The organism is Paraglaciecola sp. T6c, assembly GCF_000014225.1.
GTDB lineage: Bacteria > Pseudomonadota > Gammaproteobacteria > Enterobacterales > Alteromonadaceae > Paraglaciecola > Paraglaciecola atlantica_A.
The window spans coordinates 3,091,984-3,118,417 of sequence record NC_008228.1 but is presented as its reverse complement, the minus strand read 5'-3'; the positions used below and the strand labels follow the sequence as shown (position 1 = coordinate 3,118,417).

Sequence of the window (26,434 nt, the reverse complement as noted above, 5' to 3'; positions counted from 1 at the left end):
ATTGTAAGTGATATGTGGATAGTAAATTCACTGTTGATGAGCATTAGGGGTCTATATGCGGAGCTAAATGCTTAATCATTTAACCCTAGCAGCACTAACATTCGCCATTACCAAAACGGTACACAGGCCGCGCTAAAAATACACTACAAAGACTAACAACGCTATTTTATATCAGATTGCGGAAAGGATCTTAAGCGAACCTGTTCCAGTTTGCGCGTGATCAGGGAAACATCTGGGTTATCAATAAAATCTGACATGAGCTGCATACCATCGACAGACATATTTTTCGTGGTGTCACGGTCGTAGAATTGGGTGATATCCTGGTTATCAGCGAATATGTAAGGCTCCTGGTTTGAATGGTAATTGTGGGTCCGTGTTGCTTGCAGATGCGGGGACAGATAGCCCAAATTTTTACTGAGCGTTTCTTGGATATCTGCACGGCCAATAAAGGACATGAACAATCGTGCAGCCGGTTTGTTTTGCGCATTTTTAGGGATCATAAACACCTCAATGGGTGTTTCTTCGAATAACGGTAATTTACTGTCTATTTGTGGAAAACGGAAAAAACCGATATCGTCACGAAATTGCTCAACAAACTGTTGCTCCACAAAACTGCCTAATAACGTCATACCTGCCAGATCTCTATATACATAGGGCATAGCATCCTGCCAATTTTTTGCTTGGCTACCCGATAAAAAATAACCTAAATCGATAAGTTGCTTCAAAGCGCTAAAAACCGATTTTACCCTTGGCTCGGTGTAGTCTATTTTTCCAGCCATTAATTGTTGATGAAAGGCGAGGCCGTTGATACGTAAGTTCAGGTAGTCAAACCATGCCGCCACAGGCCATTTTTCTTTCCCACCGACCACGACAGGCGTAACGCCATTTGATTTTAGGGCTGCGCAAACAACCAGAAATTCACTCCAAGTTTTAGGCGGCTCTATCGCTAGACGGGAAAAGAGTGATTTTTTGTAATAGATACTCCATTGGTAAAAAGCGAAAGGCGCTGCATATAAACTATCACCTTGTTGCACTGTTCTCGTTATCCTTTGAGGAAAGTGCGTGAGCCAGTTATTCTTCTGCCACAAATCGTCCAACGGCTCTAATAGACCTTGGGAGGCAAACTGATTCATACGTTCTCCCGCTTGCCAATATACGACATCAAATCCATTTTTTTGGGTTAGCCACTTCTCTATCGATGCTTTGTACTGTTTGTCGTTTTGCACCGTAAACACAATCCGTAGATTTTGATGCTGCTGTTCAAATGCTTCTGCTAATTGATGGTATGCCGCTCGCTGTCCTTTGCTGGCCACTAATAAGCTAATGTTTAGGGTCTCATTCGTTTTGGCATGAGGGGCGGCCATATTCAAAAAGCAATAAAGCAGCATGAAAGGCCAAAAGCGCATAATAAAAATACCTAAAGTTGAAGTGGCTTAGTTAATTTTTAAGCCCCAATTTAGCACGGCAACACACAGCTAAGATGCAGTGCGCGAGTTAACGTAATAGTGAGTTAACGTGATACTAGTGTACATTAGGTGTTTTTCCTTAATGCTTTAGTCGATGAACGCTGGTGTGAATTACCCAGCACATAACAGACCACGTTCTAGGCATAAAAAAACAGAGCTAAAAAGCTCTGTTTCTTTCAAAAAAGGGGGGAGATACGCTAGCGGATCTTAAAAATAGCTATACGTTGAAACGGAAGTGGATAACATCGCCGTCTTTAACAATGTATTCTTTACCTTCTAAGCGCCATTTACCTGCGTCTTTGGCACCTTGCTCACCATTGAATTCAACAAAGTTGTCGTAACCAATGACTTCGGCGCGAATAAAGCCTTTCTCAAAATCGGTATGAATGATACCAGCCGTTTGCGGCGCGGTAGAACCAATTGGGAAAGTCCATGCGCGCACTTCTTGTACACCAGCAGTAAAGTAGGTGTTTAAGTTAAGAAGGCTGTAGCCACTTCGAATAACACGGTTTAGCCCTGGTTCTTCAAGGCCCATTTCAGCCATGAACTCAGCACGTTCGTCGTCTTCTAACTCACCAATTTCTGCTTCCATTTCCGCGCAGACTGCAACAACAACAGCGTTTTCGCCTTCGGCGATGCTGCGTACTTTATCCAGGTATGGGTTATTTTCAAAACCATCTTCGTTCACGTTGGCAATATACATGGTTGGCTTAAGCGTTAAGAAGTTCATGTAGCTAATGGCTTTTAGTTCTTCTTTTTCAAGCTCAACGGAGCGCAACAACTCGCCTTCGTCTAAATGCGGCTTAATTTTCTCAAGTACTTTAAGTTCGAACTTGGCATCGCCATCACCACCTTTGGCACGTTTGGCGACGCGTAAAAGGGCTTTCTCTGTGGTTTCTAAATCTGCTAGCGCCAATTCAGTATTGATAATATCGATATCGTCTTGGGGGTTAATTTTACCTGCAACGTGAACTATGTTGTCGTTATCAAAACAACGAACAACATGACCAATCGCATCGGTTTCACGGATATTTGCTAAGAATTTGTTACCAAGGCCTTCGCCTTTAGATGCGCCTTCGACCAATCCCGCTATATCCACAAACTCCATCGTGGTAGGTAAGATACGTTTTGGGTTAACGATAGCAGCTAGCTTGTCTAAACGAGGATCAGGAACAGGTACTACGCCCGTGTTCGGCTCAATCGTACAAAACGGAAAGTTTGCGGCTTCGATACCGGCTTTGGTCAAAGCATTGAAGAGCGTTGATTTACCTACGTTTGGTAATCCCACTATGCCGCATTTAAAACCCATTTTTAGATCCTCTTTATCTTTAATATCAGTATTAACTGATGTGCTTATTCTGCTTTGAATGAATGCAGCCTGTTCATGGCTTTTTTCATATCATCTTTTATTAGTATTTCAATACAGCGGACGCCCTCATCTATTGCGGCATCCATTTGTTCTTGTTCCTTCGCGGGGGCTTTGCCTAATACGTAGCCTGACACCTTGCCTTTATGACCAGGGTGGCCAATGCCTACACGCAAACGATAAAAATCTTTGTTATTTCCCAAGCTTGATACAATATCGCGAATACCATTTTGGCTTGAACTGCCGCCTAATTTAAATTTGGCGATGCCAGGGGGCAAATCGAGTTCATCATAGGCCACTAAAATGGATTCAGGGGGAATGCGATAAAATCCGGCTAATGCCGCAACCGCTTGACCACTTTTATTCATATAAGTGGTGGGAATGAGCAAACGTATATCTTGGCCACCTATCGTCACACGACCGGTATAACCAAAAAACTTACTTTGTAAACTCAGAGTACAATTGTGCATCCGGGCAAGGTTTTCAACTAACCAAGTACCGGCATTGTGGCGGGTGTATTTGTATTCGAGGCCTGGATTACCCAGGCCTACAATAAGTTGTATGTTAGACAAACAACTTATTCCGCAGCAGCTTCTTCACCTTCGGCATCATCTTCTTCAGATTCTACGCTTGGGCCTTTAGCAGTTTTAACGGTTACAACAGCTAGATCGTGATCTTCGCCTTTAGCAAGCTCAACAGACGTTACGCCTTCAGGAAGAGCGATGTCTGACAAGTGAAGAGTCTGACCAAGTTCAACGTTAGTCACGTCAACTTCGATGAACTCAGGCAAGTCCGCTGGCAAACAGCTAATTTCTACGTCAACCATGTGGTGCTCAGCGTGGCCACCATGAGTTTTAATAGATTCTGCTTTATCTTCGTTTACGAAGTGTAAAGGTACGTTTGTTTGAAGAGCTTGCTTCGCATCAACACGTAAAAAGTCCAAGTGAGTTACACGAGGCTTGAACGGGTGACGTTGCATGTCTTTAATAACGGCTTCAACTTTTTTACCGTCAACATTCAAGGTAAGAACGTGAGAGTAAAAAGCTTCGAATTCTTGCGCTTGGAAAACTTTGTTATGTGACAAAGTTAAAGAAACGGCTTCTTTACCAAGGCCGTATAATACAGCTGGTACTTTGTCTTCGTGACGTAGGCGGCGGCTCGCACCTTTCCCTAAATCAGTACGGACTTCTGCGTCTAGAGTGAAAATTCCTTCAGACATGAGATAACTCCAATAAGTAAGTAATAAAGTGTAGATTTCTGCGACCAAAATCTACTATGTTCGCTAAATTAACCCGTTATCAAAACAAGATAATTTGCAGCCCTATAAAAAGGGCGGCGAATGTTACCACTGACATAGTAAGTTAACAAGAAAGATCTCCGTTGTTGTCTATCTAAAGCGGGCCAGCATGCAACGCATCCGTTCAGGAGCCAAAACAGCAATTGGGGGCGAGGATTCCGATGTGCATCAACGCGAAGTATTCACCTCCTGGGACTGCTCTTGTTGTGTATTGATTGCCCGAATGGGATAGGGGATCACAATTCCTTCTTGACGAAAACGTTTATGTAACGCTTTTATAAAAGCTGATTTAATAAAAAAGCGGTTAAAATACTCTTCAGCCCGCAGCATCACAGTAAAATTTATACTTGAACTATCAAAGGTGTGAAAAACCACAAACGTATCATAGTCATCTATGCCCCATTTATGAGAGTGCAATATTTTCCTTGCGACCTCTAAGACCACACGCTCGACGTGCTCTAAGTCTGAATCGTAATGCACTCCCACATCGACCGGTACAGACAACTCTTTTTCAGGGTAGTAATAATTGATCACCTTTGATTGTGACAGCATGCTGTTGGGCATCACCACAATATTGTTCGGTAGCATTTTAATCCAAGTAGAGCGCCAACCAATTTTTTCGACAAAGCCTTGCTCGCCAGAATCCAACTCAACAAAATCGCCCACCCGTATGGGTTTATCGATAACCAGTTGTACGCCAGAAAAAAAGTTTTCCAAGGTGGGTTGCAGGGCGAGTGCCACGGCAAGTGAGGTAATACCCAAAGATGCCACAATAGGCGTAATAGAAATTCCTAGGGTGCCTAAAATGACTAAACTGCCAATCCCGATAATGAGTATTTTGCTGGTACCTCGAATAATACTCTGGCTGTTGCGTAGGGCCTCTGACGTGTCAGCGTAACTGACCAAAAGTTGATTGCAAAATCGCTCTGCAAATACCAGCAATGCGATGATAATGCCTATTTGCGCCGTGACATCGACTTGTTTATAAAACTGATCGGATATCAATTCGTATTTAAGTAGCAGGTATTGCAGGAGGTAAAGATTGATGACAAGAATAAATATATTCAGCGGTTTACTCAAAGAGTCGAGCAGCACGCTGGTGACATGTCGGCCTTCACTGCGCTTTATTCTTTGTAATTGCACCAATACGAAGCGTTTTACTAAGTACATGGTGATTACACTGATAGCCACTAGCCCGCCAACAACCAGCCACGGGTAAGGGATAAACTGCCAAACTTCTTGCATCGTTATTCCACCAACAGTTTAAGGTATCGTGGTGGCGCAAGTTATGTACCAAACCCAGTTGGTTGGCTATAAATGGTTAATAAAGAGGTAGAAAATGAGCACAAAAAAGCCGCTGTAAAAGCGGCTCAATAGATTCTCACTCAGCACACGTTAGTATTCAAACATCGCCGAGATTGATTCTTCGTTGCTCACGCGGCGAATGGCCTCAGCAAGCATGTTTGATAAGGTCAATTGCTTCACTTTATCAAGGGCTTTTATTTCTGGGCTAAGGGGGATACTGTCAGTGATGATAATTTCATCAATTACAGAGTCACGCAGGTTTTGTGCCGCGTTGCCCGAGAAAATAGCGTGGGTAGCATAAGCGAAAACATTCTTAGCTCCGTGGGCCTTTAAGGCTTCTGCCGCTTTGGCTAAAGTGCCACCAGTATCAATCATGTCATCAACTATAATGCAGTCACGATCTTGTACATCACCTATGATGTGCATAACTTGAGCAACGTTCGCTTTAGGGCGTCGTTTATCGATAATGGCAAGGTCGGTGTCGTTTAGCAGTTTTGCTACCGCACGAGCACGCACAACACCGCCAATATCTGGAGAAACAACCACTGGGTTTTCAATGTTACGACGACGCATGTCATCTAACAAAATCGGTGTACCGAAGGCGTTATCAACAGGCACATCGAAGAAGCCTTGAATTTGCTCTGCGTGTAAGTCAATAGTCAATACGCGGTCAACCCCAACGTTTGACAAGAAATCGGCAACGACCTTGGCAGTAATTGGTACACGGGCAGAACGTACACGACGGTCTTGACGAGCATAACCAAAGTAAGGAATAACAGCGGTAATACGGCCTGCCGAAGCACGACGAAATGCATCAATCATGACAATCAATTCCATTAAGTTGTCATTGGTAGGTGCACAAGTCGATTGGATAATAAAAACGTCTGAGCCGCGCACATTTTCATGTACTTCTACGCTGATCTCCCCATCGCTAAAGCGCCCAACACTGGCGTGGCCAAGTTTGGTATACAGCCTGTCGGCTACTTTCTGTGCAAGTTCAGGTACTGCGTTTCCAGCGAAAAGCTTCATGTCTGGCACGTTAAATTCCTCAGTGCGTAAAAGTGAAAATGGCTGGGATAGCTGGATTCGAACCAACGAATGACGGGATCAAAACCCGTTGCCTTACCACTTGGCGATATCCCAAAAATACTCTGTATTAATATAACCTTTCGCCGCGTAATGACGCGTTTTACTTGCGCTAGCTAATGCTACCTAGGTGCGCTAATTTGTCGTGCACGGGAGACACATCGACTCCTTTGGAGACAAAACCTGAGCAACCTGATGGTAAATTAGCAAGTACATTTTCTGCTTCTTGGTTACTGGTAAAGACCGCAAATAAACAAGCACCTGTGCCTGTCATTCGAGACGGCGCGTATTCTAACAACCAGCGTAATGTATTTGCAACATTCTCAAAGCGATTACAGACTAATTGCTGGCAGTCGTTATGTGTTTGGTCAAAATCATACTCTTGCCAAGAAATAAGTGGTGTATTTCTGGGCAAATCAGGGGCGTTAAATACCTCAGCGGTAGACACGTGACATTCAGGAAACACAACCAGGTAGTGCTTCTGCGCAATATTTACAGGCGTTAGCTGCTCGCCAACACCCTGAGCAAAAGCGGTATTGCCCATGACAAAAACCGGCACATCAGCACCTAACGCTAGGCCTAATTCCGCCAATTCTGTCAGGCTTAGATTACATTTCCATAAATAGTTAAGGGCAATTAATGTGGTCGCCGCATTAGACGAGCCTCCTCCAATTCCCCCCCCCATGGGCAACACTTTACGTAATTGGATGTCGCAACCTTCGGAGCAGCCCGTATGTGTTTGTAATAAACGTGCCGCCTTAACGATAAGGTTGTCTTCATTTGCTACCCCGTCTATTGGCGTGAGCAATGTAATTTCAGCATGGGGCGTAACCGTAAAAGCCAATTCATCGCCTTTATCCAATAGTTGAAATAGGCTTTGCAATTGATGATAGCCGTTGGGGTAACGGCCATTGATGTGTAAAAACAGGTTCAATTTGGCGGGGCTTGGCCACCAATCTATTGTTTGGTCCATTGATTTACTCTGATTAAAATTTGATTCCCAAGAGCGGAATTGTTGAGCTTTATATTGTGAGGCAGCCAAACATCATCCACTTGGTGGTAGTCTTGGTAAGTGATCAGCCAACCCGCACAGCTGTCACAAACAGGGATTAGCTGCTCGATTACGCCACTTTGCGCATAAATGACCTTGTCAATGGGCTGAGCTTGGCCTTTAATCCAAAATGGAAATTGCGACACCGGGATTTGCCACCCGGTAATTCGCCATATTAAATGGCTGGCATCCGTATCTTGATACTGCTCATCGTCTGTACTGAGCTCAGCAGACTCTTTGTCTCCCTGCATAGTCAGAATATTAATGCCCAACATAGTATTGAGAGAAAGATGGTAGCTATCGTCGATTTGTTGCCAATTTACATTCGCGCTGAACTTTTCATCGCTACCTTTAAAGGCCATACGACCTTTTAATTTCCAATGCTGTATCTGACTTAACTTAGCTTGATGTTCTTGACTATTAACCTGAATATTTTGGGGTGGAGGCGTCGCACACGCGTTGAGTAAAATCGTAATAAGAATAAGTAATGCGAAATGTATTGTTGAACGCACGCTCACAGGCACCATACTTAGAAAATGAAAGGAGGCTATAGGAACATACATAGCAGGGTGCTTTCAATAGTTTTACCTTTTGCGTACAATGCCGCCCTGATCTGGCCTTAACACCGTTTAATGAAAAAGCTGTATTCCGCATGACCTTAATTGCCTTTGGGATAAACCATAAAACTGCGCCAGTAGAATTGCGAGAAAAAGTCGCTTTCTCGCCGGACGCTATGGTCGAAGCCTTGAAATCTTTAGCACACTTAACAGGTGCTGATGAATCTGTGATTGTCTCTACCTGCAATCGGACAGAGATATACGCGCAAGCGGAAAACCTCACCGCAGACGCGCTCACAACATGGCTCGCTGAATTTCATCAAGCCAAAGCGGACGAACTAGGCCTTAATAGTTACATATATCATCAAGAAGACGCCATAAAACACATTATGCGTGTAGCCTGCGGTTTAGACTCATTAATACTAGGTGAGCCGCAAATTTTAGGGCAGGTTAAGCAGGCCTTTGTCAGTGCTAAAGACTCTGGCGTTATTAAAAGTGATTTTGAACGCCTGTTCCAGCAGACTTTTTCAGTGGCCAAGCGGGTGCGCAGCGAAACGGAAATTGGTTCTAATGCTGTATCAGTGGCTTATGCCTCGGTACAATTAGCCAAACATATATTCTCTTCATTAAAGAAAAGTAATGTGTTGCTCATCGGTGCGGGTGAAACCATAGAGCTGGTTGCTAAGCATATGCATGAGCAAGGGGTTAAAAAACTCAGCGTAGCCAACAGAACATTGGCACGCGCCGAAGCCATTGCTCAGCCGCTGGGAGCAACAACCCTAACCTTGACCCAAATTCCAGCGCATTTAAAGGACGCCGATATTGTGATCAGCTCTACGGCCAGTCAGTTGCCTATACTCGGCAAAGGGTTAGTTGAGCGAGCGTTAAAAGACAGACGCCACAAGCCTATGTTCTTGGTTGATTTAGCCGTACCCAGGGATATCGAAGCCGAAGTGGGTGAGCTCGATGATGCCTACCTATATACCGTGGATGATTTACAGCAAATTGTCGAAAAGAACATTGAGTCGCGCCAGCATGCTGCTTTGCAAGCTCAGCAGATGATAGAAGAACAAGCTCAGCAATACATGCTATGGCGCCAAGGACAATCATCTATTGACGTATTGCGTGATTTTCGCCAGCAAAGTGAGAGTCAACGAGATACGTTGATTGCCAAAGCATTAAATCAGTTAGCAGACGGCAAGGAAGCGGAGCAAGTTATCAAAGAGTTAGCGAATAAGTTAACGAACTCGTTAATACATGCGCCGACCAAAGCATTAAAAAAAGCTGCTATGCAGCAAGATAATAAAAATATGAGTCTATTACAGGATGCGCTAGGGTTAGCTCGCGCAAACGACTCATCTAAGTAACTTCATTTACACCTATGTTGCTCGGTACTATTGCCAGGTTCAAGCCATTGGGTTGAGACCAACAAGTACACAGCGAATCAAAGGTGATTAGCAGGAATAACATGAAAGAATCAGTTCAGCGTAAATTAGAGTCATTAACGGAGCGCTTTGAAGAGGTACAGGCATTAGTTAGTCAGCCTGAGATTATTGCCGATCAAGATAAATACCGCGCATTGACCAAGGAATACTCGCAACTCGAGGGCGTGGTTAAATGTTTTGCAGACTATCAAGGTGCTCAGGGAGATTTTGAATCTGCGCAAGAAATGATGCAAGAAAGCGATCCTGAAATGCGTGAAATGGCCCAAGAAGAATATAAATCGTCTAAGCAGGCCATTGAACAGTATGAAGATGAATTGCAGATACTGTTGCTACCTAAAGATCCTAACGATGAAAGCAATTGCTTCATTGAAATACGCGCAGGTGCAGGCGGTGATGAAGCGGCGATTTTTGCTGGGGATTTGTTTCGCATGTACAGCCGTTACGCTGAAGCACGTCGCTGGAAAGTCGAAGTGGTTACCATGAATGAAGGCGACCATGGCGGTTACAAAGAAGTGATTGCAAATATTATTGGTGACGGCGCCTATGGGGTGCTTAAGTTTGAATCCGGTGGTCACCGCGTTCAGCGTGTGCCTGAAACTGAATCGCAAGGGCGAATTCATACTTCGGCGTGTACTGTGGTGGTTATGCCTGAAGTACCAGAATCCGAAGCGATTGAGGTGAATAAAGCTGACCTTAAAATTGATACGTTTCGTGCCTCGGGTGCCGGTGGTCAGCACGTCAACAAAACTGACTCCGCTATTCGTATTACTCACGTACCATCCGGTATTGTGGTGGAATGTCAGGATGAGCGCTCACAACATAAAAACCGCGCCAAAGCCATGGCGGTATTGCAATCACGTTTAAACAAACTTGAAGAAGAAAAGCGTCAAGCAGAAGAAACCTCGACCAGGCGCAATTTGGTAGCAAGTGGCGATCGCTCCGAGCGTATTCGAACTTACAATTTCCCTCAAGGGCGAGTGACTGATCACCGTATTAATTTGACCTTATATCGTCTAGATGACGTTGTGGCGGGTGATTTAGACGCGGTGCTTGAACCTATTCGTCAAGAGCACCAAGCTGATTTGTTAGCGTCATTATCTGACGAAGGCTAAATTTAATGAGCACCCTGCAACGTGCTCTTAGTGGCCACAGTATCGCCGAGCAATTAGCACTGGCAAAGGCGCAATTCATTGACAGCGATAGCGCTGCGTTGGATAGCCGTTTGCTCATGTGCCATGTTTTACAATGTGAAACAGCGTACTTGATGACGTGGCCAGAAAAGCCTTTAGATGAGTTGCAATTGCGCACCTATCAGCAACTAGTTGCAAAACGCAAAACAGGTTACCCCATCGCTTATCTGCTGGGGTATCGTGATTTTTGGAGCCTGCGTTTACGTGTGTCCCCCGCGACATTGATCCCCCGCCCTGAAACCGAATTATTGGTTGAAACTGTGCTTAATCTTCCTATCGCTGAAGATGCTCATGTGCTTGATCTTGGCACGGGTACAGGAGCAATCGCCCTTGCGCTGGCCAGTGAGAAACCCAATTGGCAAGTACTGGGCATCGATAAAAGTGCTGATGCGGTGGCACTTGCTAAGCAAAATGCCGAGTTAAATTCGTTGCCACAAGTCCGTTTTATGCAAAGCGATTGGTTTAGTGCGCTAGAACAGACACAACTAGATCAGCAAAACAATCAGCATAACGTGTTCTCTTTGATCGTCAGCAATCCGCCTTATGTGGAAGATGACAGCGTTTACTTGCAACAAGGTGACGTGCGTTTCGAGCCCGCCAGCGCACTCACATCAGGCAAAGATGGCTTAGACGATATTCGCATTATCATTAGTAAAGCGATAACGTTTTTGCCTAGCGGCGGTTGGCTTGCCTTTGAGCATGGATATCAGCAAGCGCAAGGGGTACAAGCACTGCTAGTAAACAATGGATTCGAGCAGGTTCATTCTGTTAACGATTTAAACGACCTACCTCGTATTACGCTTGGGTGTTTAGTCAGCGCTTAGTATGCTGCAGGATTGCAACTGTTTGAAAAGCGTACTATTTTAGACATGCATATAGTTGTACAACGAAATCAGAATGATAATTGCGCAAGCGAAGGGAAGGGTAGAATGAACGACGAGTTGTTATTTGCAGACGATACCGATGAAGACACAGTTCAGTACCAAGGCACATGGAAAATTCTCATTGTTGACGACGAGCCAGAAATTCACGCGGTAACAAAACTGGCATTGAGTGATTTTGAGTTTCAAAATAAAAATTTAGAGTTTCTGAGTGCATACAATGGTGTTCAAGCTCGTGAAATATTGTTGAGTGAACCAGACATTGCCGTCGTTTTATTAGATGTGGTGATGGAAACCGATGACGCAGGTTTAAGAATTGCCGATTTTATTCGCAATGAAGCGAATAACCATTTCATCAGGATCATTTTACGCACAGGCCAACCAGGTCAAGCCCCAGAGCGTGATGTGATTATCAATTATGATATCAATGATTATAAGTCTAAAACCGAATTAACCGCGCAAAAGCTGTTCACTGTGGTTATTGCAGCGCTGCGGTCTTATCGTGACATAGTGGCAATCAATGAGAATCGTATTGGCTTAGAAAAAATTATCTCAGCATCTGCTAACCTATTCCAAACTCATTCCGTCGAGCACTTCATTGAGGGCATCGTACAGCAACTCTCATCTTTACTCGGGGGCAGCAAAGATGCAGCTTACTTAACCTGCGCCGTCGCGGGACCTAAGTCCTCAGAGACATCACGTTTAAACTCCTTAGAGCAGCTTTATGTGTTTACTGGACAGGGTGAATACAAGAGGGCAGCGGGAAAGTCATTGTCATCGGTGTTATCAGGGGAGCATTTAGAAGCGTGTCGCGCAGCACTGAACAACAAATCTTTGGTTTACGAAGACGAGTATCTGGTAGCGTATTGTGAGAGTAAACGAGGTTCCGGCTCTTTACTTTACTTGTCCGGATTGCCAAAAAAGTTAACTGATTCCCAGAAAAAACTAGTAGAAATTTTCTCGCAAAATGTGCAAATCGCTTTTGACAACATCATGTTGACCAAGGACATCGAAGACACCCAACGGGAAATTATCGAGCGTTTAGGACAAGTTACTGAAGATGGGGCAATCAGTCTTGACTACACGCAACGCATCGTTGATGTGTGTAAGGTACTAGGGAAAGCGCTAAATTTAGACAAATCGCAGCTAAAATTATTAACCTCGGCGGTGCCCCTACACGATGTGGGCAACTTGTGCGGGTCTACCCATGCGTTATTCAAATTAGAGCAACTCACACAAGACGATGTTGACTCAATCGATAAGCACACTAACTTTGGCTATCGGCTATTAAAAGGGTCAAACAAGCCGTTGATCAAAATAGCCGCCACGATTGCTAAAGAGCATCATGAATATTGGAATGGACAAGGTTATCCTAATGGTTTGAAAGGGGATAATATTCACTTGTATTCACGCGTGGCATCTATCGCCATTGCCTACAGTGTCATGCGCTGTCCTGCACAAGAAACAGCAGCATGGTCAGTTGAAAAAGCGCTGGAACGCGTTCAAGCATTGGCCGGAGAGCAGTTTGACCCAAATTTGGTGGCCTTGTTAAGTGAAAATATTCATCAAATTGAGGGTGTCAGTCAGGGGGCTGTGCGTTAATATGCGCCCCGATTCTTGGTTACCTAGCCCGATTCTAATTTAGGTAATTAACGTAAAATACGATTAACATCATAAGGACCAACCCATGTACACAGCAGTCAAACACATTCACTTAACCTGCATAGCGCTGAGTGTTTTGTTATTTGTTATACGCTTTTTTTGGACCATGACCAGCTCAAGTATGTTGCAAAAAAAATGGGTGAAAATTACCCCACATATTGTTGATACCTTACTGATCCTAAGTGCTGCGACTTTGTGTGTCATGATCAGCCAATACCCATTTGTCACCCCATGGGTCACTGAAAAGTTTGTGGGTTTGTTGATGTACGTATTTATGGTGGCGTTAGCATTAAAGATGGCACGTACCAATTTTATGCGTGTCGTTGGTTTAGTGGGGGCATTAAGCTGGATAGCCTTCACTGCATTGGTCGCGATCAGTAAGCAACCAATTTTGTTCGCCTAACACTGTTATATCAACCCGCATTCTGAGGTGCGTTTTAATAGGGCTTACACTGCATTACATGACGTCGAAAGAGAGCAACTATTCATCCAGTCATGCGCCTTGTTTAAGTCCTTTTACGCTCTCGCTGAGTGCTCACTGATTAACGTGGAATGCTATTAGACACTTGCTGTCTGATTTGTGCAGGCAGTACTGCGCTTTTTTGTCGAACCGAGTTCACAACATTCCACTAAATTTCTTATCAAGAATACGCTTCATCTTCCGATAAAATATATAGATTACGGATGAGGTATATTTTTCAGTGCAGTTGATAAAGCAAGCCATTCAAAACAACCAGCTGGCGCGCGCAGGACTTATTGCAAGCCAGCATATTGTGGGTGCTAAAAAAGACATCTGCACATGCTTGCGAAAAGTGGAACGATGGGCCAAACAAGCCAAGGTTATGGCACATATATCACAGCCAGATCAGGCCGCATTTGAGCGTTTAATTCAGTTCTTCTATCGAGATTTAGCCTTTAGCGGCTCACATTTAAGGGGTGAAATAAGCCCAGGTGAAGTAGAGCGCCAAAGTGTGCTGCACCAGGTTCTCGATTATCGCAGTGGTACACCTGTTACATTAGGGATCGTCTTTAGTAGCGTGGCACAACATCTGGGTTTTAAGGTGGCATGTGTTAATTTCCCTGGGCATTTTTTACTGCGCTGTGATATTTCTCCACCAGAGGTAGAAGCAACTCTGCAAAACGGCCTAATGTCATCCCAGCAGAGCAATAGAGAGGCATATTCTGACTCCCCTGTGGCCTGCACCAGCTTATTCATTGACCCGAACGATGGGCGTGTTCTCAGCCAAGAAATACTAGAGCAAATGTATTTTGAGGTCATTGAGGAAATTGACGACGAAACCATGCCCAAAGAGGCGCTTGAAACAGCAAGTTGTGATGAAGTGGTCGTTCACATGTTAAATCAACTTAAAGCGTCTTTAATCAACGCAAAACGCTACGAAGAAGCATTACGAAGTATTGAGCTGTTGATTGCCTTGTGCCCCAATAACCCTTATGAGCGCAGAGATAGGGGCGTATTGTTGCACGAATTGGCCTGTCCGCAACTGGCTATCATTGATTATCAATATTTCATTCGCCAATGTCCCAAGGACCCAGCTGCGACGTTATTGGCTCAGCAAGTTAAACACATGAACACGACGCCACCTGTGATGCACTGACACGTGCTGCGGTCTTATTGGGTCAACGTCTATTAAGCCAATTCCACTTAGCTCAGCACGTCATAAATTGCCTGTGTTAACTGGCGCAACTCTTTTGGTTGAATAACATAAGGCGGCATGATGTAAACTAGCTTACCGAAAGGACGGATCCACACACCCGCTTTAACGAATTTTCGCTGTAACGAGGCCACATCAACAGCAGATTTGCACTGAACGACACCAATTGCGCCTAGTACCCTCACATCAGCCACGCCTTCAAGCTCAGCACATTTTGTTAACTCTTGTTTTAATTGTTGCTCAATGTTTTGTACCTGCTGCTGCCAAGCACCAGTGGCAATAATATCTAAACTGGCATTTGCGATAGCGCATGCTAAAGGGTTACCCATGTAGGTGGGTCCATGCATGAATACCCCAGGGCTGCCTTGGCAAATGCCTTGTGCCACATCTTCTGTGCATATTGTGGCGGCAAGCGTCACATAGCCACCGGTCAGCGCTTTACCGACACACATAATATCTGGGCTAATATCAGCATGTTCACAGGCAAATAGTTTGCCCGTGCGGCCAAAGCCAGTGGCAATTTCATCGCAAATAAGTAACAGACCATAGTCATCACATAATTGACGAGCACGTTTTAGATATTCAGGGTGATAAATACGCATACCGCCCGCATTTTGCACCACAGGCTCAATGACCAGCGCAGCAAGCTCATTGTGGTGTTGCTGGATCAGCTCTTCCAGTGGCGCGATGTCATCTTCGTTCCAGGTTTGGGCAAAACGCGTTTGTGGCGCGGGGGCAAAAATCTGTTGGGCCAGAGCATCGGTGAACAAAGAGTGCATGCCGTTTACGGGATCGCAAACCGACATAGCTGCGAACGTGTCGCCATGATACCCATTGCGCGGGGTAATAAATTTGTGCTTATTTGGACTGCCTTGACACGCCCAGTATTGCAATGCCATTTTCATGGCAACTTCGACGGATACCGAACCAGAGTCCGCCAGGAAAACGCGCTCCAAGCCGGTGGGAGTCATATCGATTAATTTTCTGCACACATCAATTGCAGGTTGATGCGTTAAGCCGCCAAACATGACATGAGAGAAGTTATCAATTTGCGTTTTAGCCGCAGCGTTTAATTCTGGGCGATTGTAGCCATGAATGGCCGTCCACCAGGATGAACAACCATCAACGAGCGTTTCGCCAGTGGCCAAATGAATATATACGCCTTGTGCACCGGACACTTGATAGCAAGGTAATGGATCGATAGCTGACGTATACGGGTGCCAAATATGTTGTTGGTCAAAGGCAAGATTTGCCTGTATTGAATTGTTCAAAAAACACTCGCTTGTAAAGTTTGGGGAAGAATTTAAGTTGACAATGTGCTGAGCGGACTTAGACTAAGCGCGAATTATTATGAAGTAAAGGACCAAGTATGTCAGTCAATGTCGACGCAACTAGCAGCAGTGGCGCCAGTGAAGTACGCCACGATTGGACGTTAGCAGAAGTGAACGCCTTATTCGCCATGCCATTTAACGATTTATTGTTTAAAGCTCAGTGCGTACATAGGGCGCATTTCGACCCGAACTACGTACAGGTCAGTACTTTACTGTCGATCAAAACGGGCGCTTGCCCAGAAGATTGCAAATACTGCCCGCAAAGTGCCCGCTATGATACCGGTCTTGAAAAAGAGCGTTTAATGGAAATTGAAAAAGTCATTCAGCGGGCTCGCGAGGCAAAGGCGGCTGGTTCAACGCGTTTTTGCATGGGTGCCGCTTGGCGAAACCCCAAAGAGCGCGATATGCCTTATGTGACCGACATGGTACGTGAAGTCAAAAAGCTTGGCCTGGAAACCTGCATGACCCTTGGCATGTTGACGCGCGAGCAAGCCATTGCATTGCAACAAGCTGGCCTTGATTATTACAACCATAATCTGGACACATCGCCAGAATTCTATGGTGATATCATTACCACACGTACTTATCAGGACCGTTTAAATACTTTAGATGCGGTGCGTGAAGCAGGCATGAATGTGTGTTCAGGCGGTATCGTTGGTATGGGTGAAACAGGCTCAGACCGATCGGGTTTATTGATGCAGCTCGCTAATTTAGAACATCAACCTGAAAGTGTGCCTATTAACATGTTAGTGAAGGTCAAAGGTACCCCAATGGAAAACGTAGAAGACTTAGATTATTTTGAGTTTATTCGTACTATCGCCGTTGCCCGTATCATGATGCCTAAATCATTCGTGCGCTTATCTGCTGGGCGTGAAGCCATGAATGAGCAAATGCAGGCCATGTGCTTTATGGCTGGTGCTAATTCGATTTTCTATGGTTGCAAGCTATTGACTACATCAAACCCTGAGACGCACGAAGACGTGATGCTATTCAAAAAGTTGGGCATCAATGCCAAGCAAACCCGCGAGTATTCTGATGAAGCTCATCAAGCGGCCTTGCTAGATGAAATTCAAACCAATGAAGCACCTCAAGCACCTGAAATGTTCTATGATGCTACCCAGAAAAAACCAGAAACAGTAAACATTTAATGGCATTTGATTTTATTCAAGCCGCGCTCGCCGCGCGGCGCAAAGACAACTTATTTCGCCAAGTCACCACGTTAGATTCCTCTATTGGTGCGCTAATCGAGGTGGGCGGTCAGCACTATTTAAACTTCTCCAGCAATGATTACCTCGGTATGCGCCAATCAACTGCTGTGATGCAGGGCTGGGTAGATGGTATTGGCCAATTTGGCGGTGGCAGTGGTGCATCGCCTTTGGTCACTGGCCACACCCGAGCTCATCAAGCGTTGCAAGACAACTTAGCCCATAGCCTAAATCGTGAAGCAGTCATGTTATTCAATTCTGGCTTTGGAGCGAATCAGGCTGCATGTCAGGCTCTGTTTCAGGTCAAAGCCCATTCTTCTGTTCTTCAAGATAGCGGGGAGGGCTACATACTGGCAGATAAGTTAATGCATGCCTCTTTGCTTGATGGAGCTATGGGCAGCAATGCTACTTTGCGCCGATTTGTGCACAATGATTGCACGCATCTACAGGCTCAGCTGAGTAAGATACGCGCTAGCGACGCGCAAAAGTCAGGCAAAGAGCAAGATGTATTGCTGGTAACCGAAGGTGTGTTCAGCATGGATGGCGATCAAGCACCGCTTCAAGCGTTGGCGGGTATCAGTGAGCAGCATAACGCCTGGCTTATGGTTGATGATGCTCACGGTTTCGGCGTGTTAGGTGAAACCGGCATGGGCTGTGTTGAACAAGCGGGTTTGAGCCAACATCAGGTACCGGTGTTGATGGCTACATTTGGAAAAGCGGTGGGTACCTCAGGGGCATTTATCGCCGGTAGCCAAGATTTGATAGATTATTTAAGTAATTTTGCTAAGCATTATATTTACAGTACCGCTATGCCGCCAGCGCAAGCCGTTGCCACCTTGGCGAGTTTGCAAGCGATTCAACAAAGTGATCAGCGAAGCTTGCTGCAACAAAATATTGACGAATTTCGCAAGCTTGCCACTGCTGCTGGGATCCCATTGACATCATCCATCACCGCTATTCAGCCTATTATTATTGGTTGCCCGAAACGCACGTTAGTTATCAGTCAACGGCTGCGGGAAATGGGATTGTGGATCAGCGCTATTCGCACGCCGACTGTTCCAAAAGGAACGGACCGCTTGCGCATTACCTTGAGTGCTTCTCACCATAAAAGAGACATTCAAGCCTTAGTGGATGGCTTAGCGCTTGTGATGGATGAATTACCTGATGACAAGTAATGCCGCTTTATATGTGGCTGATAAGGTAAATGTTTCTGCTAAGCATTCAGCCGCTAAGATTCGCCCTGTGGCAAATTCTGCGCGAATAGAAAGCGTTGAAAATAATATTGTTAACACCAATATTAATCATGAACAGCAACTCAAGTCTCGTATTGCCAAACAGTTTAGCCGTGCAGCAACGCGTTACGATGCTGCAGCGCAAGTACAAATCGATATCGCCGATGATGCCTTGAAATTGTTCTTTGAAAGGTGTGACGAGCACAGTCAAATATTGCCTAAACGCATTATTGATATTGGCTGCGGCACCGGGCGGGTAACGCGTGAATTAGCACGTCTTAATACGCAGCACACATCACATATTTTCGCCATGGACCTTGCCCTAGGGATGCTAAAGCACGCAAGAGAGCAAACCGTTGAGGACGCTCCTAACACTAACATTAGTTGGCTTCAAGGTGACGCGGAACATTTGCCCCTGGGGGATAGTGCCGCAAGTGGTGTGTTCTCATCCATGGCGCTGCAGTGGTGTAAAAACAGTACCCAAGTATGTACTGAAATTAACCGAGTACTAGCCCCTGGGGCAAGTGGCGTGCTGGCCATCATGTGTCAAGGCTCCATGCACGAGCTAGATACATGTTGGCAGCACGTTGATAGTCAGCGCAAAATCAATCAATTTGCGTCAGCCGAAACATGGTCAAGTGCGGCAAAAGCGGCAGGATTACAGGTGACGGCGCAGCAGAAAAGTTACGTGACATGGCATAAAGATGTGCGCGAGTTACTTGGGTCAATAAAAAACATTGGCGCTAATGTCGTTACCAGCAACACGCGACAAAAAGCCATTAGCCGTAACACGCTACATGCACTTGAGCTCTACTATCAAAGCACATTTGGCCGTAATCAAGGGTTACCCTTGACGTATAATGTGTGCTTCTTAAGCCTGGTAAAGCCAGTTAGCAAGCAATGAGCTGATCTTAAGCTGGCATCGTCATCGTTATTATCACCGTTATCATCGAATTGTTAAGGAAAGCGCCATGTCGCTAGACTCACCCAGCACTAATCAACGCCACCTTAAAAGTCATCAGCAAAGCATCAGCAAAAATGCCTTACAACAAGGCTCTTCAGAGTATACGCCTGCGGAGCAAACGCCCTCAGATCAAAGGCCCTTAAAAGAAAGTAAGCAACATGCTTTTTTCGTGACAGGCACTGACACTGAAGTGGGCAAAACCTTTGTTAGCTGTGCGTTACTAGCAGCGTGTCATGACGCTGGCTTATCAACAGCGGCATATAAACCCGTATCCGCTGGTTGCGACGTGACCCAGGCGGGCCTTAGAAATGAAGATGCACTGGCGTTACAACAAGCCAGTAATACCCCACTTAGCTACGATGAAGTAAACCCAATTGCGTTTGCAGAGCCTATCGCGCCGCATTTAGCCTGCGAAAAGTTAATGACTAAAGGCCAGGGGGCTCCCATTGAGTTAGATACCATAAACGAAGGCTACGTAGCCTTAATAGAGAAAAAAAGCGATATGCTTTTGGTAGAAGGCGCGGGCGGTTGGCGTTTACCCCTTGGTCAAAATAGTCAGGGCCAAGAACAGTTTTTATCTGACTTTGCCATTAGCCAAAAACTGCCAGTGATCTTAGTTGTTGGTATGCGGTTAGGCTGTATTAATCACGCGTTGTTAACAGCACAATCAATAGAGCAGGACGGTCTTAATGTTGCTGGTTGGGTCGCTAATATGCTTGAGCCAGAAATGCCATTTTTGGAAGAGAACATCCACAGTCTGGCGCGTTTACTTAATGCACCCTTGATCGCGCGAGTGCCACGCGCAGAAAGCCCCATAGCCGTGAAAGCACGCATTAATTTATCATTGCTGGGGGTAAAAAAGCCTGACTGACAATAGCTAAAGAGCGATACCCAGGAAGCGACTTTATAGGGACGTGTTTCACAGTAGAAAGGTCATAAAAAAGGGTAAACCTATTGCTAAGTTTACCCTTTTGGGTTGTAGGGCACATCACTTACTGACTTGCACTGCGTTGGTACATTATTATTATTTTCGTCTAAACTTGCCTGAGCTTATTTAGACTATCAGTGAGCGTTGTTGCGATATGAATTCCAATAAAAAACTAAGCCTCATTGATATAAACGGTTTTCTTTTCCAAGTATTGCTCAAGGCCAAACTTACCGTCTTCACCGCCAAAACCGCTTTGTTTCCAGCCGTTGTGGAAGCCCTGATGCTGCTCACCCATTCCGCGGTTGATATACACTTCACCGACTTCTAAATCACTGATAGCTTGATTAATATTGGCAAAGCTTTGGGTGTGTACGTAAGCGCTTAAACCATAGATGCTGTCGTTACAAAACTCGATAGCTTGTTCCATACTACTGACTTTAACGATAGGTAGAATGGGGCCGAAGGTTTCTTCGTGCACCACTATATTGTCTTGTTTAACATCCACTAAAACGGTGGGCTCATACCAACAGCCGCCTTCGAAGCCTTCAACTGTTGCCGTCTTACCGCCAGTGGCAACCGTTGCACCTTGCTTGATGGCTTCATGCACTATGTGGTCGATATTATCAATTTCACGCTGGTTACACTTAGGGCCCATTTGTGAGTCTGCATCCATGGGATCCCCGACTTTCAACCCTTTCACTAAAGGTAAGAATTTAGCCATAAACTCATCGTAAACACTTGCATGAACATATAAGCGTTCTACACAAGTGCATACCTGTCCGCAGTTGGCAAAACGCCCCCACAGTGCATCTTCTGCCGCCTTATCAAGATCGGCATCATCCATGACGACCATCGGCGCTTTACCACCTAACTCAAGCATGACAGGGGTCATATACTCTGCGCTGGTTTTATAAATTTGTTTACCCGCGACAGTGGAGCCTGTCATGGTGATCATTTTAGTGATGGGGCTTTCACATAAGGTTTGCCCGACCACAGAGCCAGTACCATTTATGACGTTTAATACGCCATCGGGAAGGCCTGCTTCTTTGGCAATACGCCCAAGCTCAGTCGTTGCAAGCGGCGTTTCTTGGGTAGGCTTTAACACCATGGTATTACCGGTAATAAGCGCAGGGCCAATTTTTCGACCTGCTAATGCCAGAGGGAAATTCCAGGCGGTAATGCCCACAACCACGCCTCTTGGTACCTTATGAATGTATATTTTTTCGTCCTGATTATCTGAAGGCAAAATGTCGCCTTCTATGGTCAGGGCATTGTCACATCCGTAGTCGATAAACGTAGCGGTTACGTCCACTTCCATTTCGGCTACTGATAACAATTTGCCTTGCTCAGCGACGAGCATAGGGGCAAGAATGTGTTTATTCTCACGAATTTTGTTAGCGAAGGTACGCAGCATATTCTGGCGTGTACGAGCGGTTAATTTAGCCCATGCTTTTTGCGCGGCCTGAGCCACCTCTAGGGCATTTTCAGCATCCGCTTTACAACCTGCCGGTATTTCGCCTATGACTTTGCCAGTTGACGGGCTAAGTATGTCAATTGTATCGGATTCGTTAGAGGGCACATATTGCCCTCCAATGAAATTAACCTTGTTTTTAAAGTGTAAATCTTGAACAGTCATTGAGATTATCTCCCCATCCAGCCGCCATCGACCAATAAAATAGCGCCATTGACGTAACTGGCAGCGTCAGAAGCTAAAAAGACCGCAGGCCCTTTGAAGTCGTCAGGGTTGCCCCAGCGACCTTGCGGAATTCGCCCTAAAATTGCCGCCGAGCGCTCGCTATCTTCGCGCAATGCTTGTGTATTGTCAGTATCAATATAACCCGGGGCTATAGCGTTAACATTCACGCCTTTGCCTGCCCATTCGTTTGACAGTGCCATCACCAATTGACCAATAGCGCCTTTACTTGCCGCGTAGCCCGGTACCGTAATGCCGCCTTGAAAGGTGAGTAATGATGCAGTGAAAATGATTTTTCCAGACTGGCGGGCCACCATCTCTTTGCCAATTTCTCGGCTAAGAATGAACTGAGAGTTTAAGTTTACGTCAATCACTTTATCCCATAAATCATCGCCATGTTCCGCTGCGGGAGCACGCAAAATAGTGCCTGCGTTATTCACCAAAATATCGATTTTAGGAAAATCAGCTTTAACTTCTTTAATAAAAGCGTACAACGCATCACGGTCTGAAAAGTCACATTGATAACCTTTGAAATTACGACCCAGTGCTTTCACTTCGTTTTCAACGTCTGAACCTTCAAGCGCTAAGCTTGCTGAAACGCCAATGATATCCGCGCCTGCTTCGGCCAGCCCTAGCGCGATCCCTTTACCTATGCCGCGCTTACACCCCGTTACTAGAGCAACTTTACCTTCTAAACTGAATTTTTCTAACATATTAATTTTCCTTTCTGCCCTATTTTTTATTGCTCAGCGTTACATTCAACCAGGGCTTTCATGCCCTGCGGATTGCCGTCCATATTGGCAAATGCACTGCCGATATCTGCCAGCGGACTCACAGAGCTGATGAAAGGTTTTAAGTCTATTTGACCACTGGCGATTAATTCAATTGCCCAATCAAAATCAGCGGCTTCATAAACGCGGGCACCCAATAGTTCAAGCTCTTTCCAGAAGAACTGGAACAAATCAATTGGTGGTGCAGTGGAGTGAATCGCCACCATCACTATGCGGCCACGACGTCCAGCAATTTGGGTCATCGATTGAATGGCGGGTAACACACCGGATACTTCAAATACTACGTCAGCACCTTTTGTCCCTGTCCATTGGTCGACGTAGGCCGCTAAGTCGGTATCCATAGGATTAACAGACTTCACCCCAAGCTCGTCGGCAAATTCGCGGCGACTGTCGTTCGGCTCAGACACCAATACCTCAGCGCCAACGCTTTTAGCGACCGCTGCAACCAATTGACCGATAGGGCCACCGCCGAGGATAACCGCTTTTTCACCGGCTTTTAAGCGAGAACGGCGCACGTCATGGCAAGCCACAGAAAGAGGCTCGACCAATGCACCTTGTTTTAAATCCACACCTGCCGGCAATTTATGCAAAGTACGGGCTTTTACCGTCCAACTTGATTGAAAAGCACCAGGGGTGTCGATACCCATGAATTTGAGATTTTGACAAATGTGCGTTAAACCTGCTTCGCAGGTAGGGCATTCACCGCACCAGTCCAGTGGGCGAACCACGACTTTTTCACCAACCGTAAAGCCTTCTACGCCTTCACCGATTTGCGCCACAACCCCTGAAATTTCGTGACCTATGGTTTGTGGAATAGACACACGCTGGTCCATCACGCCATGGTAAATATGCATGTCGGTGCCACAGATGCCTACATAGCCAACATCAAGGCGAACTTCACCGGCTTGTGGTGCAATAGCGTGACCTTCAACTACGTTGAATGATTTATTACCAATATATTGAGCAGCGAACATACGCGCCTCCTAAGAATGTTTAACTAAATAGGGAAGAAGTAACTCTGTCTTGAACTCGACGCCTACACCGGGTGTACTGGGCGCAACGGCTTTGCCATTTTCAAGTTTCAGAGGGTGAGTGGTATATCGGTCAATGGGAAACGAGTGTACTTCCAAGTAACCCGCATTTGGCTGAGATGCCATAAGAGATACATGTAATTCGTGCATGCCATGACTGCAAATAGGTAAGTTGTTCGCGTAGCCCATCTGGGCAACCGTTAGCCAACCAGTGATACCGCCAATATTCGATGCATCAGGTTGTAAGAACCCAAGTTTGGCTTGGCTTATCGCTTGGTTGAATTCGTAAATAGTGTGCAGGTTTTCGCCCATGGCCAACGGAATATTGATTTTGCTGGCAATGTGAGCAAAACCGGCAAAATCATCAGGAATGGTCGGTTCTTCAAACCAGGTGATATCATACTGCTCTATCGCCTGAGCAAACTTAATGGCTTTATTGACTGTAAGTGAATAATTTGCATCCACCATAAATATCGCATCAGGACCAATCAGGTTGCGCACAGCCGCCACGCGGGCCACGTCTTCACGATAATCTTCTTTGCCCACTTTTATTTTGACCGCTTCAAAGCCGCAGTCTAAGTAGCCTTGGATATTGCCGAGCAATTTTTCAGTGGAAAAATTAAGGTCAATGCCTCCTGCATAACAGTTTACGCGGTCACTGCAGCCCCCAGCTACTTTCCACAAGGGTTGATTAAGAACCTTGCAATGAATGTCCCACAGGGCGATATCGACTGCGGATATGGCGAAACTGACTAAACCGCCACGACCAACATAGTGCAAGTGATATTGCATTTCTTCCCATAAATGATTGATGCAGCTAGCATCTTTACCCATCAAGAAAGGCTTTAGTTCGTCATTAAGCAGTGAGTATATAGCGCGTCCACCTTTACCACCTGTGTAGGTATAACCCACGCCTTGAGTACCATCGGTACAAGTAATGGTGCATAGGATCAGCTCAAAGTGGGTATGATCGCCGTGCTTAGCATCGTTCAACACTTCGTCAAGGGGCACGTTGAATAACTCAACATTGACTGACTGAATTTGTGAACTGTTCATGGCAGGTGTGTCTAGTTTGGTAATGACACTCATGGAAATCCTGACTATGTAAATTGACCGTGAATTAATTGTACATTGTTAACAATTAATTGCAAACCTAAATGATCATGCTATACATATGAGCATTGTTAACTAAAAATATTTATCACACGAAGACTTTTTCGTTTAGTATATAGTACATAATATAATGCCGCTTTTTGGGAAGCTTACCTAATAAAATTCTTTCCGTCAGAGAGCAAATCGCTGATGTATTGCGCTCAGATATTATCTCTGGCGAATTAGAGCCGAACACAAAGTTGAATGAACAACAATTGGCTGAACGTTTTGGTACGTCTCGCGGCCCGATCAGAGACGTATTAATTAAATTGACTAAAGAAGGCTTGTTAGTCAGCAAGGACAATGTAGGGTCGTCGGTTAGCAGCCCGCTGACGCCTGAGTTACAAAAACTGAGTATTGAAATTCGTCGTAAGATTGAAGAGCATGCAGTAAAGCAATTGGAAAACAATATATCTGAAGCGGATTTGGCGCGTATGGATGCCATCATCGATAAGATGCAAGAACACTTTGACAAAGAAGAATTTACTGAGCTAACCAAAACCGATATCGAGTTTCACAAGTATTTTGTTGGATTGGCCGGTGGTGAAGACTTAACCAATCTATGGTACCCAGTTGTGTTACGAATGCGCATGAACTATCAACGTATTCGTAACTCGCAAACATTGGTGGACGAGCATCGCCATATTGTTGACGCGCTGCGTAAAAATGATTTGAAACTTGCTATTTCCAGTATTCGCAAGAATATAAAATAGTGAGATTGGCCGTCTCACGTAAGTGAGATGGGTGCTAAATTCCAAGCCGCTCTTTGAAGCGGCTTTTTTAATTTCTTCCTTTTTAATCCCAGTCTTTTAATTTCTCTTGCTCTTGCTCTTGCTCTTGCTCTTGCTCTTTCTCTTTCTCTTCAGCGTTAACACGTGTCAATTGATCATAGAACAACGACTTAATATTCACTTTCTCGTATTAACAATCGTGCTGTTAACCCCTCGCTTGAAATTCAAAGTTACTAGGTTGTTGTAACCGCTGATTCGGTTATCGAGATTTTATAACGAATAATTTCAGCGGGTTAGTGTTAACAAGCCAATCTAAATGTACTTTTAAAGCGTGTAATAAATGACTCCGCTTGGCATGTACTCTTTTACTTAACGCGTAATCGCTCTCCTGTTAATT

General features: G+C 45.2%; 24 protein-coding genes and 1 tRNA gene. 11 read left to right on the top strand and 14 right to left on the bottom strand.

Annotation, left to right across the window (positions count from 1 at the left end; genetic code table 11):
* Positions 1-161: 161 nt before the first annotated feature.
* The 9 genes from PATL_RS13150 to lolB all read right to left on the bottom strand — a co-directional run bounded on the left by PATL_RS13150 (position 162) and on the right by lolB (position 8,083).
* Positions 162-1,406, bottom strand: a complete 1,245-nt coding sequence (locus PATL_RS13150; RefSeq protein WP_011575351.1) for an ABC transporter substrate-binding protein — start codon at positions 1,404-1,406, stop codon at positions 162-164.
* Positions 1,407-1,683: 277 nt separating this feature from the next.
* Positions 1,684-2,775, bottom strand: coding sequence for a redox-regulated ATPase YchF (gene ychF, locus PATL_RS13145; protein ID WP_011575350.1), 1,092 nt, complete (start codon positions 2,773-2,775; stop codon positions 1,684-1,686).
* Positions 2,776-2,819: 44 nt separating this feature from the next.
* Complete coding sequence (gene pth / locus PATL_RS13140) at positions 2,820-3,404, bottom strand: aminoacyl-tRNA hydrolase (protein ID WP_006990498.1); 585 nt, start codon at positions 3,402-3,404, stop codon at positions 2,820-2,822.
* 5 nt (positions 3,405-3,409) lie between these two features.
* Positions 3,410-4,051 carry a 50S ribosomal protein L25/general stress protein Ctc gene (locus PATL_RS13135; RefSeq protein WP_011575349.1) on the bottom strand — a complete coding sequence of 214 codons (642 nt, stop codon included), beginning with the start codon at positions 4,049-4,051 and terminating at the stop codon, positions 3,410-3,412.
* A 246-nt stretch (positions 4,052-4,297) separates the two neighbouring features.
* Positions 4,298-5,374 carry a mechanosensitive ion channel family protein gene (locus PATL_RS13130; protein WP_011575348.1) on the bottom strand — a complete coding sequence of 359 codons (1,077 nt, stop codon included), beginning with the start codon at positions 5,372-5,374 and terminating at the stop codon, positions 4,298-4,300.
* A gap of 150 nt (positions 5,375-5,524) precedes the next feature.
* Positions 5,525-6,472, bottom strand: a complete 948-nt coding sequence (locus PATL_RS13125; protein WP_006990502.1) for a ribose-phosphate pyrophosphokinase — start codon at positions 6,470-6,472, stop codon at positions 5,525-5,527.
* 30 nt (positions 6,473-6,502) lie between these two features.
* Positions 6,503-6,577 (bottom strand) — tRNA-Gln (locus tag PATL_RS13120).
* A 55-nt stretch (positions 6,578-6,632) separates the two neighbouring features.
* A complete protein-coding gene (gene ispE / locus PATL_RS13115) occupies positions 6,633-7,493 on the bottom strand; it encodes a 4-(cytidine 5'-diphospho)-2-C-methyl-D-erythritol kinase (protein ID WP_011575347.1) in 861 nt (286 codons plus the stop codon).
* Positions 7,478-8,083: a lipoprotein insertase outer membrane protein LolB gene (lolB, locus tag PATL_RS13110; protein ID WP_081429980.1), complete on the bottom strand. Its 606-nt coding sequence runs from the start codon at positions 8,081-8,083 to the stop codon at positions 7,478-7,480. The genes ispE and lolB overlap by 16 nt, the downstream gene beginning before the upstream one ends.
* A gap of 140 nt (positions 8,084-8,223) precedes the next feature.
* Between lolB and hemA the strand changes: the two genes are divergently transcribed.
* The 6 genes from hemA to PATL_RS13080 all read left to right on the top strand — a co-directional run bounded on the left by hemA (position 8,224) and on the right by PATL_RS13080 (position 14,922).
* Positions 8,224-9,495, top strand: coding sequence for a glutamyl-tRNA reductase (gene hemA, locus PATL_RS13105; protein ID WP_011575345.1), 1,272 nt, complete (start codon positions 8,224-8,226; stop codon positions 9,493-9,495).
* A gap of 101 nt (positions 9,496-9,596) precedes the next feature.
* The gene (prfA, locus tag PATL_RS13100) at positions 9,597-10,685 is read left to right on the top strand and encodes a peptide chain release factor 1 (RefSeq protein ID WP_006990506.1); all 1,089 of its coding nucleotides are present in this window, start codon (positions 9,597-9,599) and stop codon (positions 10,683-10,685) included.
* 5 nt (positions 10,686-10,690) lie between these two features.
* Positions 10,691-11,587, top strand: coding sequence for a peptide chain release factor N(5)-glutamine methyltransferase (prmC, locus tag PATL_RS13095; protein ID WP_011575344.1), 897 nt, complete (start codon positions 10,691-10,693; stop codon positions 11,585-11,587).
* 105 nt (positions 11,588-11,692) lie between these two features.
* Positions 11,693-13,246 carry a DUF3369 domain-containing protein gene (locus PATL_RS13090; RefSeq protein WP_011575343.1) on the top strand — a complete coding sequence of 518 codons (1,554 nt, stop codon included), beginning with the start codon at positions 11,693-11,695 and terminating at the stop codon, positions 13,244-13,246.
* Between the two features lie 85 nt (positions 13,247-13,331).
* Positions 13,332-13,709 (top strand): SirB2 family protein, encoded by a 378-nt coding sequence (locus PATL_RS13085; protein WP_011575342.1) that lies wholly within the window; start codon positions 13,332-13,334, stop codon positions 13,707-13,709.
* Between the two features lie 298 nt (positions 13,710-14,007).
* On the top strand, positions 14,008-14,922 hold the full coding sequence (locus PATL_RS13080) for a SirB1 family protein (RefSeq protein ID WP_011575341.1): 915 nt from the start codon (positions 14,008-14,010) through the stop codon (positions 14,920-14,922).
* Positions 14,923-14,969: 47 nt separating this feature from the next.
* On the opposite strand, the gene bioA is transcribed toward PATL_RS13080, so the two are convergent.
* Positions 14,970-16,250 (bottom strand): adenosylmethionine--8-amino-7-oxononanoate transaminase, encoded by a 1,281-nt coding sequence (gene bioA, locus PATL_RS13075; protein WP_011575340.1) that lies wholly within the window; start codon positions 16,248-16,250, stop codon positions 14,970-14,972.
* Positions 16,251-16,348: 98 nt separating this feature from the next.
* Here bioA and bioB point away from each other — a divergent pair, with 98 nt between their 5' ends.
* The 4 genes from bioB (at position 16,349) to bioD (ending at position 20,582) form a co-directional block, all read left to right on the top strand.
* On the top strand, positions 16,349-17,458 hold the full coding sequence (gene bioB, locus PATL_RS13070) for a biotin synthase BioB (protein WP_011575339.1): 1,110 nt from the start codon (positions 16,349-16,351) through the stop codon (positions 17,456-17,458).
* Positions 17,458-18,690 (top strand): aminotransferase class I/II-fold pyridoxal phosphate-dependent enzyme, encoded by a 1,233-nt coding sequence (locus PATL_RS13065; protein WP_011575338.1) that lies wholly within the window; start codon positions 17,458-17,460, stop codon positions 18,688-18,690. The genes bioB and PATL_RS13065 overlap by 1 nt, the downstream gene beginning before the upstream one ends.
* Positions 18,680-19,651, top strand: a complete 972-nt coding sequence (locus PATL_RS13060; protein WP_081429940.1) for a methyltransferase domain-containing protein — start codon at positions 18,680-18,682, stop codon at positions 19,649-19,651. Before PATL_RS13065 ends, PATL_RS13060 begins: the two co-directional genes overlap by 11 nt.
* 67 nt (positions 19,652-19,718) lie before the next feature.
* Positions 19,719-20,582: a dethiobiotin synthase gene (gene bioD, locus PATL_RS13055; RefSeq protein WP_011575336.1), complete on the top strand. Its 864-nt coding sequence runs from the start codon at positions 19,719-19,721 to the stop codon at positions 20,580-20,582.
* Between the two features lie 229 nt (positions 20,583-20,811).
* Here bioD and aldA read toward each other — a convergent pair whose 3' ends face one another.
* The 4 genes from aldA to PATL_RS13035 are packed head-to-tail and all read right to left on the bottom strand — an operon-like array spanning position 20,812 to position 25,243.
* A complete protein-coding gene (aldA, locus tag PATL_RS13050; protein ID WP_011575335.1) occupies positions 20,812-22,275 on the bottom strand; it encodes an aldehyde dehydrogenase in 1,464 nt (487 codons plus the stop codon).
* A 5-nt stretch (positions 22,276-22,280) separates the two neighbouring features.
* Positions 22,281-23,045 carry a 2,5-didehydro-3-deoxy-L-galactonate 5-reductase gene (locus PATL_RS13045; RefSeq protein ID WP_011575334.1) on the bottom strand — a complete coding sequence of 255 codons (765 nt, stop codon included), beginning with the start codon at positions 23,043-23,045 and terminating at the stop codon, positions 22,281-22,283.
* Between the two features lie 26 nt (positions 23,046-23,071).
* On the bottom strand, positions 23,072-24,097 hold the full coding sequence (locus PATL_RS13040) for a zinc-dependent alcohol dehydrogenase (protein ID WP_011575333.1): 1,026 nt from the start codon (positions 24,095-24,097) through the stop codon (positions 23,072-23,074).
* A 9-nt stretch (positions 24,098-24,106) separates the two neighbouring features.
* Entirely contained in the window at positions 24,107-25,243 is a 1,137-nt protein-coding gene (locus PATL_RS13035; RefSeq protein WP_011575332.1) for a mandelate racemase/muconate lactonizing enzyme family protein, read from the bottom strand.
* 164 nt (positions 25,244-25,407) lie between these two features.
* On the opposite strand from PATL_RS13035, the gene PATL_RS13030 reads away from it, so the two are divergent.
* Positions 25,408-26,019 carry a GntR family transcriptional regulator gene (locus tag PATL_RS13030; RefSeq protein WP_011575331.1) on the top strand — a complete coding sequence of 204 codons (612 nt, stop codon included), beginning with the start codon at positions 25,408-25,410 and terminating at the stop codon, positions 26,017-26,019.
* Positions 26,020-26,434 lie beyond the last annotated feature (415 nt).

Bases quoted from the DNA above. Each gene is read 5' to 3' on its own strand.
- PATL_RS13150 (WP_011575351.1), bottom strand. From the start codon at position 1,406: ATGCGCTTTTGGCCTTTCATGCTGCTTTATTGCTTTTTGAATATGGCC.
- ychF (WP_011575350.1), bottom strand. From the start codon at position 2,775: ATGGGTTTTAAATGCGGCATAGTGGGATTACCAAACGTAGGTAAATCA.
- PATL_RS13135 (WP_011575349.1), bottom strand. From the start codon at position 4,051: ATGTCTGAAGGAATTTTCACTCTAGACGCAGAAGTCCGTACTGATTTA.
- PATL_RS13130 (WP_011575348.1), bottom strand. From the start codon at position 5,374: ATGCAAGAAGTTTGGCAGTTTATCCCTTACCCGTGGCTGGTTGTTGGC.
- ispE (WP_011575347.1), bottom strand. From the start codon at position 7,493: ATGGACCAAACAATAGATTGGTGGCCAAGCCCCGCCAAATTGAACCTG.
- hemA (WP_011575345.1), top strand. From the start codon at position 8,224: ATGACCTTAATTGCCTTTGGGATAAACCATAAAACTGCGCCAGTAGAA.
- prfA (WP_006990506.1), top strand. From the start codon at position 9,597: ATGAAAGAATCAGTTCAGCGTAAATTAGAGTCATTAACGGAGCGCTTT.
- prmC (WP_011575344.1), top strand. From the start codon at position 10,691: ATGAGCACCCTGCAACGTGCTCTTAGTGGCCACAGTATCGCCGAGCAA.
- PATL_RS13090 (WP_011575343.1), top strand. From the start codon at position 11,693: ATGAACGACGAGTTGTTATTTGCAGACGATACCGATGAAGACACAGTT.
- PATL_RS13085 (WP_011575342.1), top strand. From the start codon at position 13,332: ATGTACACAGCAGTCAAACACATTCACTTAACCTGCATAGCGCTGAGT.
- bioB (WP_011575339.1), top strand. From the start codon at position 16,349: ATGTCAGTCAATGTCGACGCAACTAGCAGCAGTGGCGCCAGTGAAGTA.
- PATL_RS13065 (WP_011575338.1), top strand. From the start codon at position 17,458: ATGGCATTTGATTTTATTCAAGCCGCGCTCGCCGCGCGGCGCAAAGAC.
- PATL_RS13060 (WP_081429940.1), top strand. From the start codon at position 18,680: ATGACAAGTAATGCCGCTTTATATGTGGCTGATAAGGTAAATGTTTCT.
- bioD (WP_011575336.1), top strand. From the start codon at position 19,719: ATGTCGCTAGACTCACCCAGCACTAATCAACGCCACCTTAAAAGTCAT.
- aldA (WP_011575335.1), bottom strand. From the start codon at position 22,275: ATGACTGTTCAAGATTTACACTTTAAAAACAAGGTTAATTTCATTGGA.
- PATL_RS13045 (WP_011575334.1), bottom strand. From the start codon at position 23,045: ATGTTAGAAAAATTCAGTTTAGAAGGTAAAGTTGCTCTAGTAACGGGG.
- PATL_RS13040 (WP_011575333.1), bottom strand. From the start codon at position 24,097: ATGTTCGCTGCTCAATATATTGGTAATAAATCATTCAACGTAGTTGAA.
- PATL_RS13035 (WP_011575332.1), bottom strand. From the start codon at position 25,243: ATGAGTGTCATTACCAAACTAGACACACCTGCCATGAACAGTTCACAA.